This window comes from Acinetobacter sp. ANC_7655, from assembly GCF_056784015.1.
Genome location: NZ_JBWYJB010000001.1, coordinates 77,171 through 93,421 on the forward strand (window position 1 = coordinate 77,171; position 16,251 = coordinate 93,421).

18 protein-coding genes are annotated in these 16,251 nt (G+C 41.0%); all 18 read right to left on the reverse strand.

What is annotated here, in order from left to right; all coding sequences use genetic code 11:
* Positions 1–4: 4 nt before the first annotated feature.
* The 18 genes from AC1M9N_RS00385 to AC1M9N_RS00470 all read right to left on the reverse strand — a co-directional run bounded on the left by AC1M9N_RS00385 (position 5) and on the right by AC1M9N_RS00470 (position 16,242).
* Positions 5–2,884: a host specificity factor TipJ family phage tail protein gene (locus tag AC1M9N_RS00385; RefSeq protein WP_481954025.1), complete on the reverse strand. Its 2,880-nt coding sequence runs from the start codon at positions 2,882–2,884 to the stop codon at positions 5–7.
* On the reverse strand, positions 2,850–3,230 hold the full coding sequence (locus tag AC1M9N_RS00390; protein WP_481954026.1) for a hypothetical protein: 381 nt from the start codon (positions 3,228–3,230) through the stop codon (positions 2,850–2,852). Before AC1M9N_RS00390 ends, AC1M9N_RS00385 begins: the two co-directional genes overlap by 35 nt.
* Positions 3,227–3,727 (reverse strand): DUF1833 family protein, encoded by a 501-nt coding sequence (locus tag AC1M9N_RS00395; protein ID WP_481954027.1) that lies wholly within the window; start codon positions 3,725–3,727, stop codon positions 3,227–3,229. The genes AC1M9N_RS00390 and AC1M9N_RS00395 overlap by 4 nt, the downstream gene beginning before the upstream one ends.
* The gene (locus AC1M9N_RS00400; RefSeq protein ID WP_481588282.1) at positions 3,724–4,194 is read right to left on the reverse strand and encodes a hypothetical protein; all 471 of its coding nucleotides are present in this window, start codon (positions 4,192–4,194) and stop codon (positions 3,724–3,726) included. The genes AC1M9N_RS00395 and AC1M9N_RS00400 overlap by 4 nt, the downstream gene beginning before the upstream one ends.
* A gap of 3 nt (positions 4,195–4,197) precedes the next feature.
* Complete coding sequence (locus AC1M9N_RS00405; protein WP_481954028.1) at positions 4,198–7,398, reverse strand: hypothetical protein; 3,201 nt, start codon at positions 7,396–7,398, stop codon at positions 4,198–4,200.
* 57 nt (positions 7,399–7,455) lie between these two features.
* The gene (locus AC1M9N_RS00410) at positions 7,456–8,142 is read right to left on the reverse strand and encodes a hypothetical protein (RefSeq protein WP_481954029.1); all 687 of its coding nucleotides are present in this window, start codon (positions 8,140–8,142) and stop codon (positions 7,456–7,458) included.
* A gap of 294 nt (positions 8,143–8,436) precedes the next feature.
* A complete protein-coding gene (locus tag AC1M9N_RS00415) occupies positions 8,437–8,907 on the reverse strand; it encodes a hypothetical protein (protein WP_481954030.1) in 471 nt (156 codons plus the stop codon).
* A gap of 2 nt (positions 8,908–8,909) precedes the next feature.
* On the reverse strand, positions 8,910–9,386 hold the full coding sequence (locus tag AC1M9N_RS00420) for a phage tail tube protein (protein ID WP_481954031.1): 477 nt from the start codon (positions 9,384–9,386) through the stop codon (positions 8,910–8,912).
* 251 nt (positions 9,387–9,637) lie between these two features.
* The gene (locus AC1M9N_RS00425) at positions 9,638–10,801 is read right to left on the reverse strand and encodes a collagen-like domain-containing protein (protein ID WP_481954032.1); all 1,164 of its coding nucleotides are present in this window, start codon (positions 10,799–10,801) and stop codon (positions 9,638–9,640) included.
* Positions 10,801–11,115, reverse strand: a complete 315-nt coding sequence (locus tag AC1M9N_RS00430; protein WP_481954033.1) for a hypothetical protein — start codon at positions 11,113–11,115, stop codon at positions 10,801–10,803. Before AC1M9N_RS00430 ends, AC1M9N_RS00425 begins: the two co-directional genes overlap by 1 nt.
* Before the next feature lie 36 nt (positions 11,116–11,151).
* Entirely contained in the window at positions 11,152–11,511 is a 360-nt protein-coding gene (gene gp17, locus AC1M9N_RS00435) for a tail completion protein gp17 (protein ID WP_481954034.1), read from the reverse strand.
* Positions 11,508–11,966 carry an HK97-gp10 family putative phage morphogenesis protein gene (locus AC1M9N_RS00440; RefSeq protein WP_481954035.1) on the reverse strand — a complete coding sequence of 153 codons (459 nt, stop codon included), beginning with the start codon at positions 11,964–11,966 and terminating at the stop codon, positions 11,508–11,510. The genes gp17 and AC1M9N_RS00440 overlap by 4 nt, the downstream gene beginning before the upstream one ends.
* Positions 11,967–12,320, reverse strand: coding sequence for a phage head closure protein (locus AC1M9N_RS00445; protein ID WP_481954036.1), 354 nt, complete (start codon positions 12,318–12,320; stop codon positions 11,967–11,969). It abuts the gene before it with no gap.
* Between the two features lie 7 nt (positions 12,321–12,327).
* Positions 12,328–12,624, reverse strand: a complete 297-nt coding sequence (locus tag AC1M9N_RS00450; RefSeq protein ID WP_481954037.1) for a head-tail connector protein — start codon at positions 12,622–12,624, stop codon at positions 12,328–12,330.
* Positions 12,624–14,045 carry a phage portal protein gene (locus tag AC1M9N_RS00455; RefSeq protein WP_481954038.1) on the reverse strand — a complete coding sequence of 474 codons (1,422 nt, stop codon included), beginning with the start codon at positions 14,043–14,045 and terminating at the stop codon, positions 12,624–12,626. The genes AC1M9N_RS00450 and AC1M9N_RS00455 overlap by 1 nt, the downstream gene beginning before the upstream one ends.
* A gap of 10 nt (positions 14,046–14,055) precedes the next feature.
* Positions 14,056–14,223 (reverse strand): hypothetical protein, encoded by a 168-nt coding sequence (locus AC1M9N_RS00460; protein ID WP_481954039.1) that lies wholly within the window; start codon positions 14,221–14,223, stop codon positions 14,056–14,058.
* 82 nt (positions 14,224–14,305) lie between these two features.
* The gene (locus AC1M9N_RS00465) at positions 14,306–15,649 is read right to left on the reverse strand and encodes a phage major capsid protein (RefSeq protein ID WP_481954040.1); all 1,344 of its coding nucleotides are present in this window, start codon (positions 15,647–15,649) and stop codon (positions 14,306–14,308) included.
* A complete protein-coding gene (locus AC1M9N_RS00470; protein WP_481954041.1) occupies positions 15,646–16,242 on the reverse strand; it encodes an HK97 family phage prohead protease in 597 nt (198 codons plus the stop codon). Before AC1M9N_RS00470 ends, AC1M9N_RS00465 begins: the two co-directional genes overlap by 4 nt.
* Between the last annotated feature and the right edge of the window lie 9 nt (positions 16,243–16,251).

The window sequence follows — 16,251 nt, forward strand, 5'->3', positions numbered from 1 at the left end:
TGGATTAGATTAAATTGTTTATGTGATCAAAGTCGTTTAGATAATATCGACTGTCATAGTTCATAGCTGTTATAGAGCTTTCCAAATAACCCGAATTAGACTTTTCCATGATCAAGAATGCTTCACTCTCTACTTCTGTATCAAGCGTAATTGAGTATTTAGCCCCTTCTTCACTCTGATCAGCAGTAATCAAAGGCATGATCGGAAGCCTACCTATAATCAACTCAAATTCATTATCTCCTTGAGTTACAGCCATGGTCTCAACACTTCGATTGATATGCTGGATGTGAATTGTGTAAGACAGATTTGGATCTAGATTTGTAGGTATCGAAACACGAATGGTTTGTAAATCCCACTCCACAATCTCACCACTCAATAAGCCCCAATCAAGATTATTCAGCATCTTGTAGAACTTTCGATCATCAGTCACAGAGATGCGATCGTTGATCGTCACTAAGTCGGCTTCACCGTAAGCTGTAAAGCTCACAGTTCGCTTGTGATGCTTCATCTTGTTCCAAGCTCTATGACCTATGAAGTGCGCTTGAAACTTGTTGGTCACACCATTCAGTTCGATCTTTTTGGGATTTGAGATTAGGTCATTTGGAATTTTGACAGTCTTTTCAATCCATTCATCCTCTGGATCTTTCCATGTGATTTCCACCCCATCAAACTCACGATTTTTTCCCCATTTTCGAGATCGAGTCTCGGAGAACGGCTTTTTATTCGCGTGATTAAAGAGAATGGCTGAGTGCGGATTTAGCTTTTCAAATCTAAAGTGAAACTTAGATCCTTCTCGTCGAGCATTAGAAAACACACATGAAGCAATCTGTGCCAAGCTCTCCTCATATGAAAAGTTAGATTGATCAAATGTATAGTTGAATTCCGTCGATTTTGGTGTGCCAAAATAACCTTCAATTTCACTCTGCGTTGAATACAACCCCTCAACATCAAGCGTGCTGATATCTCTACGACCAATCAGTGGATCAGTGTGTAGATGACAAACGATGTCAGCAAATCTTGTTGTGGCTACCCGTGTAATAGATTTTTCGCCAGTTGAGTAACTGTAAAGTTTACTGGTGAGTTCTGCATTTAATTCGCGCTCTTTAAGTGATAATGCGCCAGTTGTTGCAATAGTTTTACTACGAACAATAGTCACATTCTCATAAACCAGCTTATCCATATCTTTGACTAAAAATACAGATTTCAACTTTGCCTCTGTCACAGGTGAGTTTCGAGTTTCTGCACGAACCTTAGCTGCTCTAAATCTGACTCGATGTGTGCCTACTGGTAAATCAATGGAGATAGTGCGGGCAATTTGATCTCGTGTAGCAAACTGCAAAAATAGTGTTTCGGATATGGTTGGACCAATCTTTACATTATCCTCGTCATAAGCCTCACACTGAACTTGAAGTTCAAGCCATGCGTGAGTGAATTTACCCTTATTGGTCACGTTTGAAATACCATTTGGCATAATGATATTAAAAACGCATTTCTCAGCACCGTCTAATTTGCCTTCAAACCAACCAACCCACTTATTGTTTAATTTCTCAATTTGAATAGGCGTATCGGTTGGCAGCCCAAGAGTGGACCCTTTGTTAAATGTTGGCAACTTTAACCAATCGCTATTAATTGATGAGGCGTTTGTCAGCTCTAGGGTTGTTGATGTCACGCTGGCAACAGTGTAATAACCATCTAAATCCATCACATTTGATGAATTTAATAACTCCACACCTACGTTTAAAGATTTTTCTGAATCAATATGCGTCCAACTTGGGTTTATTGATTCAGGATTATCTAGTGTCAATGTGTAGATAAAATTTGAGCCGTTTGTTGTTTTGGTTGCTGCTAAAATTGAATAAGTTCCAGATAAGTCAAAATAGATTCTCTGAACCTCTTCTTCAAGTGTTTCAGCATTCGTAACTGTTATATCTTTATAAGTTGTCGCACCAGTAATGGTGACAGTTTTAAAAGCATCTATTCCCGATATATCTACTGATCTTGTGAAAACCAACTGATCATATTGATTAAAATTAACAGCACCCGATGTAATCAAACCTTGTGCAACAAATTCAGCATAGTTGATCGATACACGATCATTTACAGCGAATAATGATGTAAAATCTGAGCTTGTTGAGTGAATTATTCCACCGCTGGTAAAGTACACTCCACCTTCAAGCATCACTTCATTTGGTTTTTCTAAAGATTGCCCGTTTACAGAACTTGAGCGCACAGCTAATGGCGGCTTATGAGTAAAAGTTTCGCCTATTTGAAGTGCTGGCGTACCTGTGATATCGGTTCCTGGATCATAAAAACTAGCTGCAGAACCTTCAATAGCGCCTAGCGGAGTATTACCGTCTCGTACTTCTTGGATATCGTAATATCCACGTCCTGCACACATTAAGTTTTCTTCAACAGCAATATTGTTTTGGTAATACTCAAATGGCGGTGCAATAAGATCAGGGATTGATTTATCGCGACCCATAATATCTGGAACACGACCGTTTATACGCTCTCGGTTGGTTCGATTTGCCAGCTCATTATTAGGCGATCCGCGTGTTGGTGCATCCATGTCTGGCATATTGAGGTAGGTATATAAAGCCATACCTGCCGACACTACAAGAGAAACCACAGCAATAATTGTTGCTGCTTCACCAGCACAGCAAACAATATCTAATTCATTGTAACTTGCTAATAATTTAAAGCGCTCTAGGCTTTTTTGATCGGTTGGCGTGATATCGTTTTGACTACACGCAGGGCGTAAAAAAACCCGCGCTTGCGGGTGTTTTTTCTTAATAATCTTGAATGTTTCGAGAGCATCTTTGACTCTCATCTGAGTAAAATCTTGGCTATCAAGTTGGTTTGGATAAATACGCACACGGGTCATAATATGTAAAATCCTTGTAGAACTTTTCTAGCGAAATTTTTGGCAGGTAGTGAACACCCATCTCAGTGAGATGCAGAATTTGACCGCAATAAAAAAGCCCCACATGTGAGGCTCCCTTTGCATTTTTCATTCGGACAATACAGCCCTGAATCGGCGCTTCGATTTTTTTATTCTTCACCATCGCACGCCTTTCAGCTTTTAGGCTTTCGTGTAATGACGATGTAAAACCAATGAAATTTTGTGAATAATCCAATCCCAGCAAATACTCAGCCGCATCAATCACAAAATGAACACAGTGGTAAGACGATGAGTATTTTTTACCCAACAGTGGATCAATGCTTTTCATAAGAAGAAGCCTCTCAAACCTGGGAATTCTTCAACTGTATAGCGCATGCCAGTTTCATTCATGTTTGCGCTTGGTGTGGAAGCATCAAAAGTGGTTGCCTGATCATCACCTACGTCTTCATCTACAAATAAGCCATCAATCACCCATAGGGGTGAATCAAGATTCTCTGAAGAATAACTTCTATAGATAACTTCTGGCTTTTCGTCTGATTCGGCATCTTCAATGATTTTCAGAAGTTGCGGAACCACTTCACCCAAATCACCTACCGTAATTTTGATGGTTTGATCTAAGTCATTGGTGGTAGCACCGCGATCAAGCTGTAGAGGCATATACTGATAAAAATACTCAAGTCCATCCTCGTGCTTAACAGTGACACCATCACCGTGATTACGCACAAATCGAAGCGATTCATGCCATAGGCTATGTTTAACTTCAACACACTCAAGCATCACAGCTGATGGTGAGGAATCTAAATAAAACTCATTCGTTTCACTCATTGTAAATTCTCAGGCATTACCACGTTAACCAAGTGCTCAAGGAGATTCGAAATATTTGGATTAAAGCCAGATGAGTAATACTCAACAATCGTTTGGTCCATAACGGCGTCACGATGGAGTGGTTTCACCCATATATTGAAATTGATCCGTATATGCTTACCCCCAAGCTGCTGAACTTGTGGTGTTGATACTGAAAACTGACACTCATGATCCTCCAGTTCAAAATTGTCAGTTTTAATAGCCCATAAAAAACGTCCTGGCTTGCGTTGCTTGTGACGCCAAAATGCCCAAAAATATTTCTGCTCTAACTCGGTAGAGCATAAAACACTTGCTGAAACCTGATGAGGAACACCTATAGCAAAAGCTCTTTGCCTCGGCATTCCTATACCACGGTGCTGCTCCATCACATTTTGACCAGGTGCAAAGTTATATCCATCCAGCAAAGGACAGAGAACAAAACGATCCATTATTTATCTCTTTGTGTTGGCTGTGGTGTGGTTTCTCAAGCTTTTCATTTCATGAGAGTTAGGGTTCTGCAAGCGTGACCAACTGTAAGCAATTTCTTTTTTAACCATCTCAATAGTCACCTCACCATTGGCACCAATTGACTGTCTAGCCTCATAGCCCGGTGGTGTAATGATGTTGATGTTTGGTTGATTACCTTTTGCATGGGAAAGATACTGCTTTAAATCAGCATTCGTTCGCTTATCAACAACGCGTTCGCCTTTATCTAAAAGCCAAGTACCCTCCCTTGGCACATTATCAATACCGTCGTGAGCCATACCTGCTAGGGTTTGACCAGCGATTAAACCAGCATTCATATAGCCCGACACTTTTATCATTGTTGCTAAGGGTGCACCTGCAACAGGACCCAAGCCTATCGGAGGTGGTGCTAAAGCTGCAGTAGCGCCAAGATTTGCATAAATCAAGGCTTGAGCAACCGCCATTGATTGTTGAGCTAAATACATAGCTTTATAAATCCCTGACTGTTCACCCTGACTATCTCTAATCATTTGGGTCATGTTGCCCCAAACATTGCTTGCATGAGTTAGCATTTCAGAGTACATACTCATGCTTGCTTCATACTGATTGAACTGGAGCTCTTGCGCTTTAAAGTGGTAATCAGCATCAATCGCAGCCAGCCCTTCACGATAAGCTCTATGCGCTTCAGTTAATGCTTGATATCGCTCATCATCAGAGCCATAAGCATCGCTCGACATGATGTCGCGTTCGACACCCACACGCTGATTCTTAAGACCTAGTTGCGCCTCCGATCTATTGCGATCCAAGGCCCATCGTTGATACTCAAGAGATGACATTGAGCTGCGAGCAAACACGCCCTCTGAATCAAAGCTTAACCCTTTGATTGAGTCTTCGATCGTTTGGCGCATTTCGAGCGCATGCCATTGAGCTTTTCGCAATTCTTCAGACTGCTGATCTTCAAGCGCCTTGGTTCTTAAGCGACGCTCGCTATCAGACATACCTTTTGTAGCCTCAATACGAGCCTTATTGATCTCTAGCGATTTGTGCAATCTTGTTTCTTCTGACCATTTCCAACCATCAGCTAATTCTTCATATTCGAGCAGATAAACCTTCTTTCTTGCTTCGCTTATGGTTTTAGCCTCAGCAATCATGTTGGTCTTATCAATTCCCTTAAGCGCAGACTCTTGAATCCGTTTTATTTCGGCTGTCAAATCCGCCTCAATACGCTGAAACTCAGTACCATACTCGTATAACAATGATTTAGCTTCACTAGCCAGCTGCACGGCGTCATTTCTTGCTTGATTAGTACGACCTTTTGAATTTACTGAAGATCCAGAGCTAACCTTATTGTAGGCCTCGATGCTCTTGTTGAGCTTTTCTTGCTCCTTATGCTTAAAAATAAGTGCTGCAGCCTCATCCCTAGTGACTCGACCATTCTTGATACCAAGTTCAGCAAGTTCAGCTGCTAATTTAGGATCATAACCCTTGGAAATCAGTGTGTTTGTAGCCTTGGCGATTGCACCTGATTCACTGGCTTTTTTTGCAAATTCAGATAGCGATAAAGTCGCATTACCTATTCCAGTTGCAGCATTATCTCCAGCATTACCAATTCTATTGAAGGTATCTTCAAGCTGTAAAATTAAACCATTTTGGCTTTTAACCTCATCGCCAGTAGTTTTTACCGCCCCAGCAAGATTGTTGAATTGGTCTTTCGCGTCAGATGCAATATTGCTATTACTATTCAAAGATCTGCTTAATTCTTCAAGAGACAACTGACCGTTCTTATATTGCAAAACAAGGCTTGATAATGCTTTTGCTTGCTCTGATGTCAAATCTGAATGTCTTGCAACTTTCAGTGTATAAGATATTAATTTAGACTCTGCATTTTCATATTCACTGGTTAAATTGCTCAGTTGTTCTTTTTCAGCCACTAATTGTTGGCGCTGCTTAACCTCACCTAGCTCCTTGTATTTTCCAATCGCCTGCTCAACAGTTGCATTATTCTCCCTAAGAGATTGAGTGGTGTCTTTTGAATTATCACTCATTAGCAGAAACGAACCTGCCACAGTTGCCAAAGTTAAGCCCAACCCAAATGGGCCACCAAATAGCGCCAATGCACCTCGACCTACACCTGTTAGAGAAGTGGTTGCAAGCATTGCCGACTTTGCAGCAGCTGCTTGTTGATATTGAGCTCTTGCATTAGCCATTAAGGCTTGGGTATTAGCATTTACAACACCTGTTGACTTCACATAAACCGCTGTTGCAGCAAGTCCAGCTTTTGCCATTTCGTAGTCTGCGAGTATTTTGTTTCTTGTAGCTACAGTATTCGCCACATACCCAGCAGCAGATTTAGTCAAATCGACAACTAATCTCGAGCCAACTACTGATGAAACTACCAACCCTGCAGTTACAATGCCATCAAAATTATCCACTAGCATTTGTATTGCTGGAATAGCGCTGTTGATTAAAGACGCTTGAAAGCCATCAAACTGATAGCCCAAGATGGTAAGAGATTCTTTGGCTTGGTTGATGCTAGCAATAGTATCTTCTGAGAGTATAGCTCCTGCTTTTTGCGCCTCATCACCGAGGTTTTTAAACCCCTGACCATTATCTCGCAGCAGTGGAATCAGGAGAGATGCATCATTTGCTATCTGCTCCATATAAGTGATCATCTCAGGTTGAGATAAATTCGCCTGTTGCAATCCATTATAGTAAAGCTGCAAGGCCTCTTGTCCTGACAGCCTTTCAAACATATCTGCAGTAATACCAACCTTAGGTGCAATGATGTTAAAGAAATCCATCATTTCACCTTCGCCGCGCTTTACCTCACCCAATCTGTCGTATACATCTTTTAGGATATCAGCGTACTTATCCATTTGAACGCCGACGGTTGCAGCCCCTCGAGAATAGTATTGAAATTGCTCTACGCCCTGATTGGTTAGTTCTGCAAATTGCTTTATTTCAACGCCTGTGCGAATGATTTGATCACCAAATGAAACTAGAGACGCTACAGATAAGCCAGCAATCACACCACTTAAAGCGGTTACAGCTAATTTAGCCGTGTTCATATCATTAGAAATATTGCCTGTAGTACTTTTGACTTGAGCTTCCGCAGATTTCAATGGGCCGACAAAATTGCCAATCTTTGCAATTAAATCGAGCGTTAGTGTTCCAAGTTTTGCGCTCATATAAACCTCAGGCAATAAAAAACCCCGCATCTGCGGGGTTATTGTGTTCAAATATTACTATTCGACTTTGTTAAAGTTTCTTAATACTTTGTATTTAATATTTTGGTTGGTTGCTTCAATTATTTCTAGTAATGCACCCTTATAACCAACCTGCTTAGACTCACTTAAGTCGTATTCAACATCGTTATTAAATGCTGGGCGTGCAAGATTGCTAGAATATTCTCTGTAACCTACATTAATCTTATTTCCAATTTTTCCACTGTAAATCAGAGTTTGCTGAAATGAATTATCAGATGCCACTCCAACCTTTGTGAGTGTTGCTTTGTGTTCGGTCGTGCAAGATTTAACACCCAACACCGTGATTACGCAAAGTTCATTCTCGCTTGTAAGCATGATTGCTTGGAATGGGTCCATTATAAATGTCTTGGTAACCATGCCACCGTTAGGTATTTGGTTTATAGCAAGAAAATACGACCCATTCTTATCTTCTCCAGTCTTTAGATAAGATCCTGCACTCAGGGTGTATCCACTCTTTTTGGTAGTCTCTGGTAAACTCAAAGCTTCCCGCTCGGTAAAAATACCCTGTTCAAGCATTTTATCGCCAACGTAAGCTGTAGATATTTCACCTATTGGTGGTTTACTTATGTGCTGAGGGGATGCAACATAATTATATTTAGGTGTTGCGCAACCCACTAAAATTAAAGTTGTAATGCTTACTGAAACTAGAGCAAGAAATTTTTTCATAGATACCCCCATATTATTAGTATGCATACGATACTAATTATATGTTTAAAAAGAAACCAACCTAAGTTTATTTCTTTTTCTTTAATGCTTTTAGTCGCTCTTCCTCAAACGAAGTCTCTTTGATTTCTTCATGGACCATGAATACCTTATCATCTTCAATTTGCTTATCTTCAGGAAGCTTGGAGTTGATATATCTAAAGAATAGCCTTCCGAACTCTTGCTCTAAGCGCCGACCTAAAAAAAGCGTCCCTCTCTTTGAGCGAAACGCTTTCCATTGCTGAATTTCAGAGTTCTTTAGGTTTCTTCTTGCTTGCTCAATTGTTGATCCTCCGATTCCGCAGCTGACAAGTTCGCAGAAGAATTCTGTTTCGTCGTCAAGCTCTTCGGTTGCAACTTTCCCGTGTAATCATTGACCGAATCGGAAGCTTTGTATAATGCATCAACAATAGGTGGTGCGACTTTCTTACCAATTTGCTCGATCGATTCAAACATTGGCTTTTGAGTTTCAGCGTCATAAATTGTTGCTAACACGCGAAGCTTAAATAGGTCAGCCATCAGCATCTTATCCAAGCTTTTGCCTTTAGTGAGATCAACTATCTCATCATAGTTAAGTCGTTTAACAGCAACATTTAACTCATAATCCTTCCCCACGTTGAACGCAATAGGGACTATGACAAGATCATTTAGTGATTCTTCTGAAATTTTAAGTAGGTCAATCGAACCTAATAAAGATGGTTTTTCTTTCTCAGCTTTTTTTCGAGCCATTATTAAGCCACCTTAAATTCGTCAGTTACTTCGGTTTGACGCTTGAATGGCAATGTGTGGTTTACCAAAGCATCAGGGTCAAATACAGCAGAGTTTTTACGAATAATTGCACTTGCATAAGACCAAGAGCGAGTTTCAGGCAGTGTTACTGTGTTGCCCGTTAGTTCAGGCTCACCTGCACCATCTGACCAACCCACATAAATTCCGATTAATTCTTTTTTTGCAGCTAAATCCAATACTGTTAGATGTGTTGCGTTTTTAGGATCAGTGTTGATTACAAGATTGCCTTCACCTGGTGTAGTGAGTCCGTAATCGTTTGTTTTAGTTGTTGGTTCATCAAGACATGTATTATCAATTTCAGTTGCAGAGTCATCACCCCAAGCAATTGATTTAATACACATGATGCGTGTAAGTGTTGGAACTGTACCGTGTAGAATCCACACATGAGTACCTTGTGAAAGAACGCCTTTTTTCGCCATGAGTAGCTACTCCTCAATATTTTGGCAATAAAAAAACCGCCGATTGGCGGTCTATGTTGAAAAATAAAATTTATAAATCTGATATTGGTTTTAGGTGGTCAAGAATAAATAGATCTGAGCCTGAAACAATTACCCACCTCGAAAAAGCCCAGTATTCATAGTCATTACCATTTTTGCGCAAATAGTAAATTTGCCCTGTTAGTGATTTAAAATAATCACTGTAAAATTGAGTACCCTCGGGAACTGAATTTTCAAACATTTGGAACCCCTAAAACTCTGATTTCCACAAGCGCCGAAACGTTTACTGCTACCATTGCTGCTAATAATCCAGCACTATTTGCACCCTTTGTTCTAAATCTAAAACCAGTATTTGTGACAGACCCTTGAAAGATTGAAGCCCATGCTGCATTACCAGCAGCGGTACCGGTTTCTTGGGTGTGAGCTGTCAATTGAATAGATACAATTTCTGCAAAGTTACACTGTGGAAATGATGCATCCGCCCACCCATCTGAATCTGTTTGAATGCGATGAACCCACTCTTCAAGATTTTCTCTTGGAGTTGTTTCTTCACCCACCCATATACGACGCGGAACTAATTGTGATTTTTTGGCGTAAGTAAGATCTACATAGCTCTGATAATCTGTTAGGTCTGCAATCAGACTATCTACTAGGCTTTTATTGGCTTTTAGTAAATTAATATTGACGATTTCATTCTGAATAAGCGTTAACTCATAATTCAGATCATCAAGAGTTACATAATCACCTAGTGTTTCGATTAGATTGTCAATACGTCGTGATAGCTGATTTAAAACTTCTGGATCTGCGTCTTGACCATCTGCACCCTTAAGTGAATTAAGCCAATCATTAACAGAGCCTACAAACCCATCATCAACAGCTAGTTGGTATGCTGATTTCCCATCTAATCCCGATTCGCCCTGCTCACCCTTATCACCTTTAAGGCCTTGTTCGCCCCGCACCCCTTGTAGACCTTGAACACCCTGATCTCCTTTTGGGCCCACTCCCCCTTGTTCACCCTTATCCCCCTTATCTCCCTTATCTCCCTTATCTCCCTTGATACCCTGCGGGCCAGTAGGACCTATTGCTCCTTGTGGCCCCACCTCGCCCTGCGGTCCTTGTGGTCCAGTATCACCCTTTTCACCTTTATCTCCCTTTGGACCTTGGGGACCTTGTGGGCCAGCTTGCCCCTGAAGACCTTTTTCACCTTGTGGCCCCTGTTCACCTTGAGGGCCGATTGGACCAGCCTCGCCAACATCTCCTTTGTCACCCTTTGGACCAGGAGGACCTTGAAAGCACGAAGCCTTTAATTCAACCTTAACATCGTGTGACTTAACCTCTACAGTCTCATCACATGTTTCAGCATCTATGTTTTCAGAGTCTGTATAGGCTTGATGCATTAGCTGGCACCTTGAGTAATTTTAAGTGTTGCGTTTCTTTCTTCGGGTAAATAAAGCACGTCGCCATTTGAGAAAGTGATTTTTATGTCCCACTTATAATCCCCAACAGGGATTGTGGATGTATCGCCAGTGTCGACAATAATCTGACCAGGTTGATCACCCTTAACAACATTGAATTCAGCAACTCGTGTGAATTCTTCATCCACAACTGCACTTTCAAATTGCGTGTCTTCATCAATTAATAAGGGTTCGCCTTTTAGAGTCGCCCAAACATTGAAAGTGCGCTTTACACCCTGTTTAAATGATTTATCCATGACTCTTCCAAAGAAAAACCACCCGAAGGTGGCTCATTAACGATCTAACCAATAATTCATATCCCAGCCTCGACCATGAAGATTTGTTTTTTCGTCATGGTTATCAGGATGTACACCTTCGTAATAAAAACCTGCTGTATTTAAAATTTTAGATGCTTTTAGTCTGATTTCTTCGGCTTTTCTAGCGTCAATATGCCATACAACAAATTGAATTCTAGAGTTCTCATTGGTTGCACCGCAATCCAATTGATTTTCAGGTGTAGAACCCATGCCACTCCAAACCAAGTACGGCGCCCGTGCACCTTTAGGCGCAACGGTTGGATACATTCGATCACCAAGTATTGCAACCAATTCAGCATCTGCACTCAGTGTTTTATAAATCGGCACAATATTCATGGTTTCATCAACTCTTTTTTAATTTCAGCATTAAATACTTCTGAAAATTTATTGGTAACTTGCTGAATATTGTTTGCTAAAGCTGGTCGCATGAATGGAACAGGCGTGTGGTTTGCTGTTGGAAATTCTAAGAAACGCCAATGGCGAGTATCCCCGCCACTCAGTTTTGGTACATTTCTATTAGAAAATGACGCCCCACCACGAACTCCAACTCGCATTACTATCTCGTTTGGATTTCGAGAGCGACCACCCTGTGTGGCAATGTTTTTCCAAATTTTTTCTTGTGTTTCAGGATCATCAATCGCTTTTGCATTGGTTCTTGCTGCATCTCGAACTAAATTCATGCCCTGACGCGCTGACTTACGAGTGATACGCTTGATAATGGTCTGACTTTTAGCCTTATCAAACCTGCGTTTCACCTCTTCCATACCCTCAATTTTGAGATCAAAAGACATTTAGCCTCCTGGGAATTTTTCCACATCAGTTGAAAGCAGAAAGGTTACATAAGTGTAAGAGTCACCATTGTCATCAAGCGATGGGCTATCAATTGCGTATGTCTGACCTTTGTGTACGACACGCATACCAGTTTCTATATCTTCTCGATAACGCAACTTAATGCGAGCAACAATCTTTGATTGATTGGCTTGAGCTGCAATCAACTTATCGCCTGAAAGATGGGTGACTTTAGCAAAAAGCTTTTTGTGTAATTGCCAACTACCTTGAATTGGATATCCGTCCTCATCACGCCCACCTTGGATATACTTTTGGATCGTTACACGGTGTCTGAGTTCAGATGCTCTTTGTGACATAAGACACCTATATCGCAGTAGGTTTACGGAACGGGTAAAGCAAACTTACAACAGGCTGTGGCAAATAATTCCCATTGATCGGAGTTTCTTTTTCTGCGTTTCGATGCTGATCGAAATAACCAAGTAAAATCAAAACGGCTGTTTTAAATTGCTTTGGGTATTGGCAATTTGCAAATTCATCTGTGACATAACTAAGTACCGCAGATTCAGCAGCCTCAATGTACGCTTCTATAAGTGAGTCACTGTCATCATCGTCATATCGCAGATGAAGCTTAGCTTCTGTAAGAGTTATGATTTTAGACATTACTCACCCCAAATTTTCTGAACCAGCTTAAAGCTTTCATGGCTAAAATCACCCTGATGGTCCTTCTCACAATGCCAAAGTGACCCATTTTTAGTCACAAAATCACCCACAAAATATTGCTTATCAGCTTTAAACACACCCTGATAAAGTGATTTTGATGATGTATTTGTTGGCTCATTTTTTCCAAATGGATCGTCCTTTTGATCACGTTTAGATAAGGCTTCAAGGGAGAAGTTTTGCTGCTGCATATACACAGTGTCACCACCACCTAATGGGCTTAGACCGAGTTTTTGACGCGCCTCATTAGGCGTCATAATTGCTGCGCCCACACCCTCTTTAAGTCGCTGCATTTGAGATACTGAATCCATGCGAATTAAAGTATCTAAATCTAAAAATGCTTCTAATTTAGCAGCCTTAAGACCTAAACTTTCATCCAGCAGGTTTTCACGCGATTCAATTAAGCTTTGCAAGCAGTCTGAATAATATATTTCGTTCAGGTCAGATACTTTTTGCCCCGCAGGTATAGTGCCGATACCCAACTTAAACTGAGGCACATGAAATACAGCGCAAATCACTTCATTTGTCATGCGCATCTGCTCAATCAATTGGGAATCTGCCGCTGAAACCGTAATAGCTTCAAACTTCAATCCATCACCAACTACAGCGGTACACCCTGCATTTACACCACCATAATTCTCATTCCATTGTTGTTTTATAAACTTGGCTTTTTCTTCTGAAATAGGACCTGGTGCTGTTAAGATTCCACCTGGACGACTATTATTTTTAAAATGTCTGCGCTGACTATGCTGAATATCCAAACCATGACCTGCAGCAACTGCACACGCTGTAATTGGTGATAAGCCCACAAGCGGATGGTAAAAGCAATTAATTCGATCATGAATGATTTCAGATGCTGGCACTACTTCGTGAGAAACTTGATTAAGTCGGTCATCATTTAGTTGATAAAAGACGTCCCCAGCATCACTAACCAGCGGTTTTGTTAAGTCTGGATTCAAAACTCTTAGACCTACAATTTTCCCCGAAAATATATCGCGAACTTTGAATATATATGCGTTGCCACGTAGCAATAGAGACGTTGTCCATTGCTCACTGAATTGCTGCCATGTTTGATAATGATTTGGTTTTTCTAAAACCTTGAATTGATCAGGTATATCTTTCTCAACCCAAACACCATCTTTCTTCTTTTTGAGCAAAATTGGCATTTTGCCAATATCTTGCGAAATTAATGATACGCAACTAAATACTGCGTGATGTGCAGCAAGATCCTCCCGAGTCAACTCATCATTCTTCTGCCAAGCACCAGAATAAGGTTCATGAACAAATAAAGAAGTCCACCCTTGGTTTGAATGGACTCCTTGGAGGGATTTCTTTTTGCTAAATAAATTTCCGAAAAAGCCCATTCTTTACATCCTATTCTTTGGTTTTATCTTCTTTTTTCAATTTTGGTGCTGTTTTTTTTGGCTCAACATAGGCTTCTGCCACGCCAATTTTGATTAGGACATTCGCAGCCATGTCAGGAACATCTTTAATGTCCCCCACCAGTGAATCGTGCGTGTCTTTTAAATATTTAACTTTCATAGACTGTTCCTATAGCTAAACAATTGTGATGCTTAGATATAAAAACAGCCCCTATAAAGGAGCTGTTTTTTAGCAACCTGGATTAGCCACCAGATGGGGTGTAGTCCAAGAATGCTGCAGCAATCGGACGACGTTTTGCCCAGGTGATGAACTTCTCAACACGTACCGCAAATTTGTTTTCTTGCCATAAGTGATGAGTCGTACCACCATCAACCAGAGTAGCTTGATCAGAGTAAGACACATCCACACCACCATCTTGGGCAAGCAAGATTTCTGAAGTCTTCACAAGAATGATCTTGTCGCCAACAGTCTGAGAGGTGATAACTGGAATACCCATCAATGTACGAGTACCGCGAAGCGCCATGCCTTGGAAGTAGGTATTTCCTAGCGTATCACGAAGCAAGCTGATTTGTGCAGCGCGTGTTTCTGACATTACGAAGTATGAGCCATCCAATGAAAGGTTGGCTGCCACAAAGCTATTAATAAGAGTTAATAGGTCAGCTTCATATGCTGCAGCAGTAGTTCCGGTATTTGCTGTTGCTGTCACCCCATTTAAAACACCAGCAGGACGAACCGCTGTAGCAGCGCCCGCGTCAAGGAAGGTGTTATCAATTAGAGTTTTTGAAGCTTCAATCAAGTCGTCACGAACCAACACATCTACAGCTGGATCAGAGCGACGCATTAATTCCTGCGTATAAACAGTAATCGCAGCAAGTTTGTGCTCTTTAATTTCTACTTCACTATAGGTTTGGTTTGTTAATGGTTTGCGAGCACCCTCACCCACCCATTGCGCTTGACCACCAGTCAATTGGCTAGGAATCTTTGAGTTAAACGGTACATTTCGGAAACCTGTAAGTTGATCAAACACTGTTGCTGCGCGCAGCATTTCAATAAATTCACCAACTAGGCGGTTTTCAGACACAAGAGAGGCTGCAAAACCTGAGTCAGTAGTGGTACCTAAAGTTGCTTTTGTCACAAGATCTTGCACTTCATCGCCAAAACCACGTTCTTTTGCAACATCGAGAGCAGACTTGTAATTACCCTCTTTTGCTGCTAATTGCGACAGGATTTTTGCACGCGCGTATTGAGCAAAACCGATACCTTTATCTAATGTTTTTACGATTTCAATTTTCGGGGTGTTGCCTTCAGGATTAGGATCGCCTTGTGCAGATTTTTTTGACTGTTCAGCATTATGTCCGGCAGCAGGGGTTGCGGTTTTTGCAGCAGCTTCGGTTGCAGCAATTTGTTTTTTAACGCGAGCAATATTTTTTTCAATTTGCTCGATTTCTGCTTCAACTGCTTGAATAGACTTTTCAGTTTCTTCATCCGGTGTTTGTCCAGCTTCTAAAGATTTGGTCATATGACCTTGAAGCTCTAAGTTTTTAGCAGCAAGAGCATCAAGCAATTGTTTTAAATATTTATTCATACTAATTTCACTCCACCCTTTGTTGGGCTGTTTAGTTTTACGACAACGTGTTTTTGCTCAGATGAATCGCCATCTGTTGCGGTTTTCTGAGGTTGTTCGCCCAACGCGGCTTTGTGTTCCTCAAATGCTTTTCTGTAATCTGTACCGCTATCACGGTTATCTGGAATGGTGACTAGGCTAAGTTCGTACCACTCCCATTCACCAAATTGAATGCCACCACCTTTGATCATCTCAGCCTTATCCCAATCAGGAAGGAAGCCAACAGAAAGACCTTTAACTAAGTCATATTTGAGACTTTGGTAAGCCTCATCCACTCGATCTTTTAGGCGACCAGCTTCTTTGATTTCTGGAATATGAAGTTCAACTTCTATACCTTTACTTGTAACTTTTGCATCAGTCACATGGCCGATCGGTTGGCGCATGTCATGATGAAATAGCAGTGGCATGGGTAATTTGAATCTCGCTCCATTAGGAACCATGATGTCTTTAGACCGATCTTGATTTGGTGTACTAGCAACCCCTTTAAAGGTTCGCTTTTCTTCATCCACACTCTTTATTTCAAAACTGCCGAAGGATTTATGTAGAGCAGACATAAGGCTCTC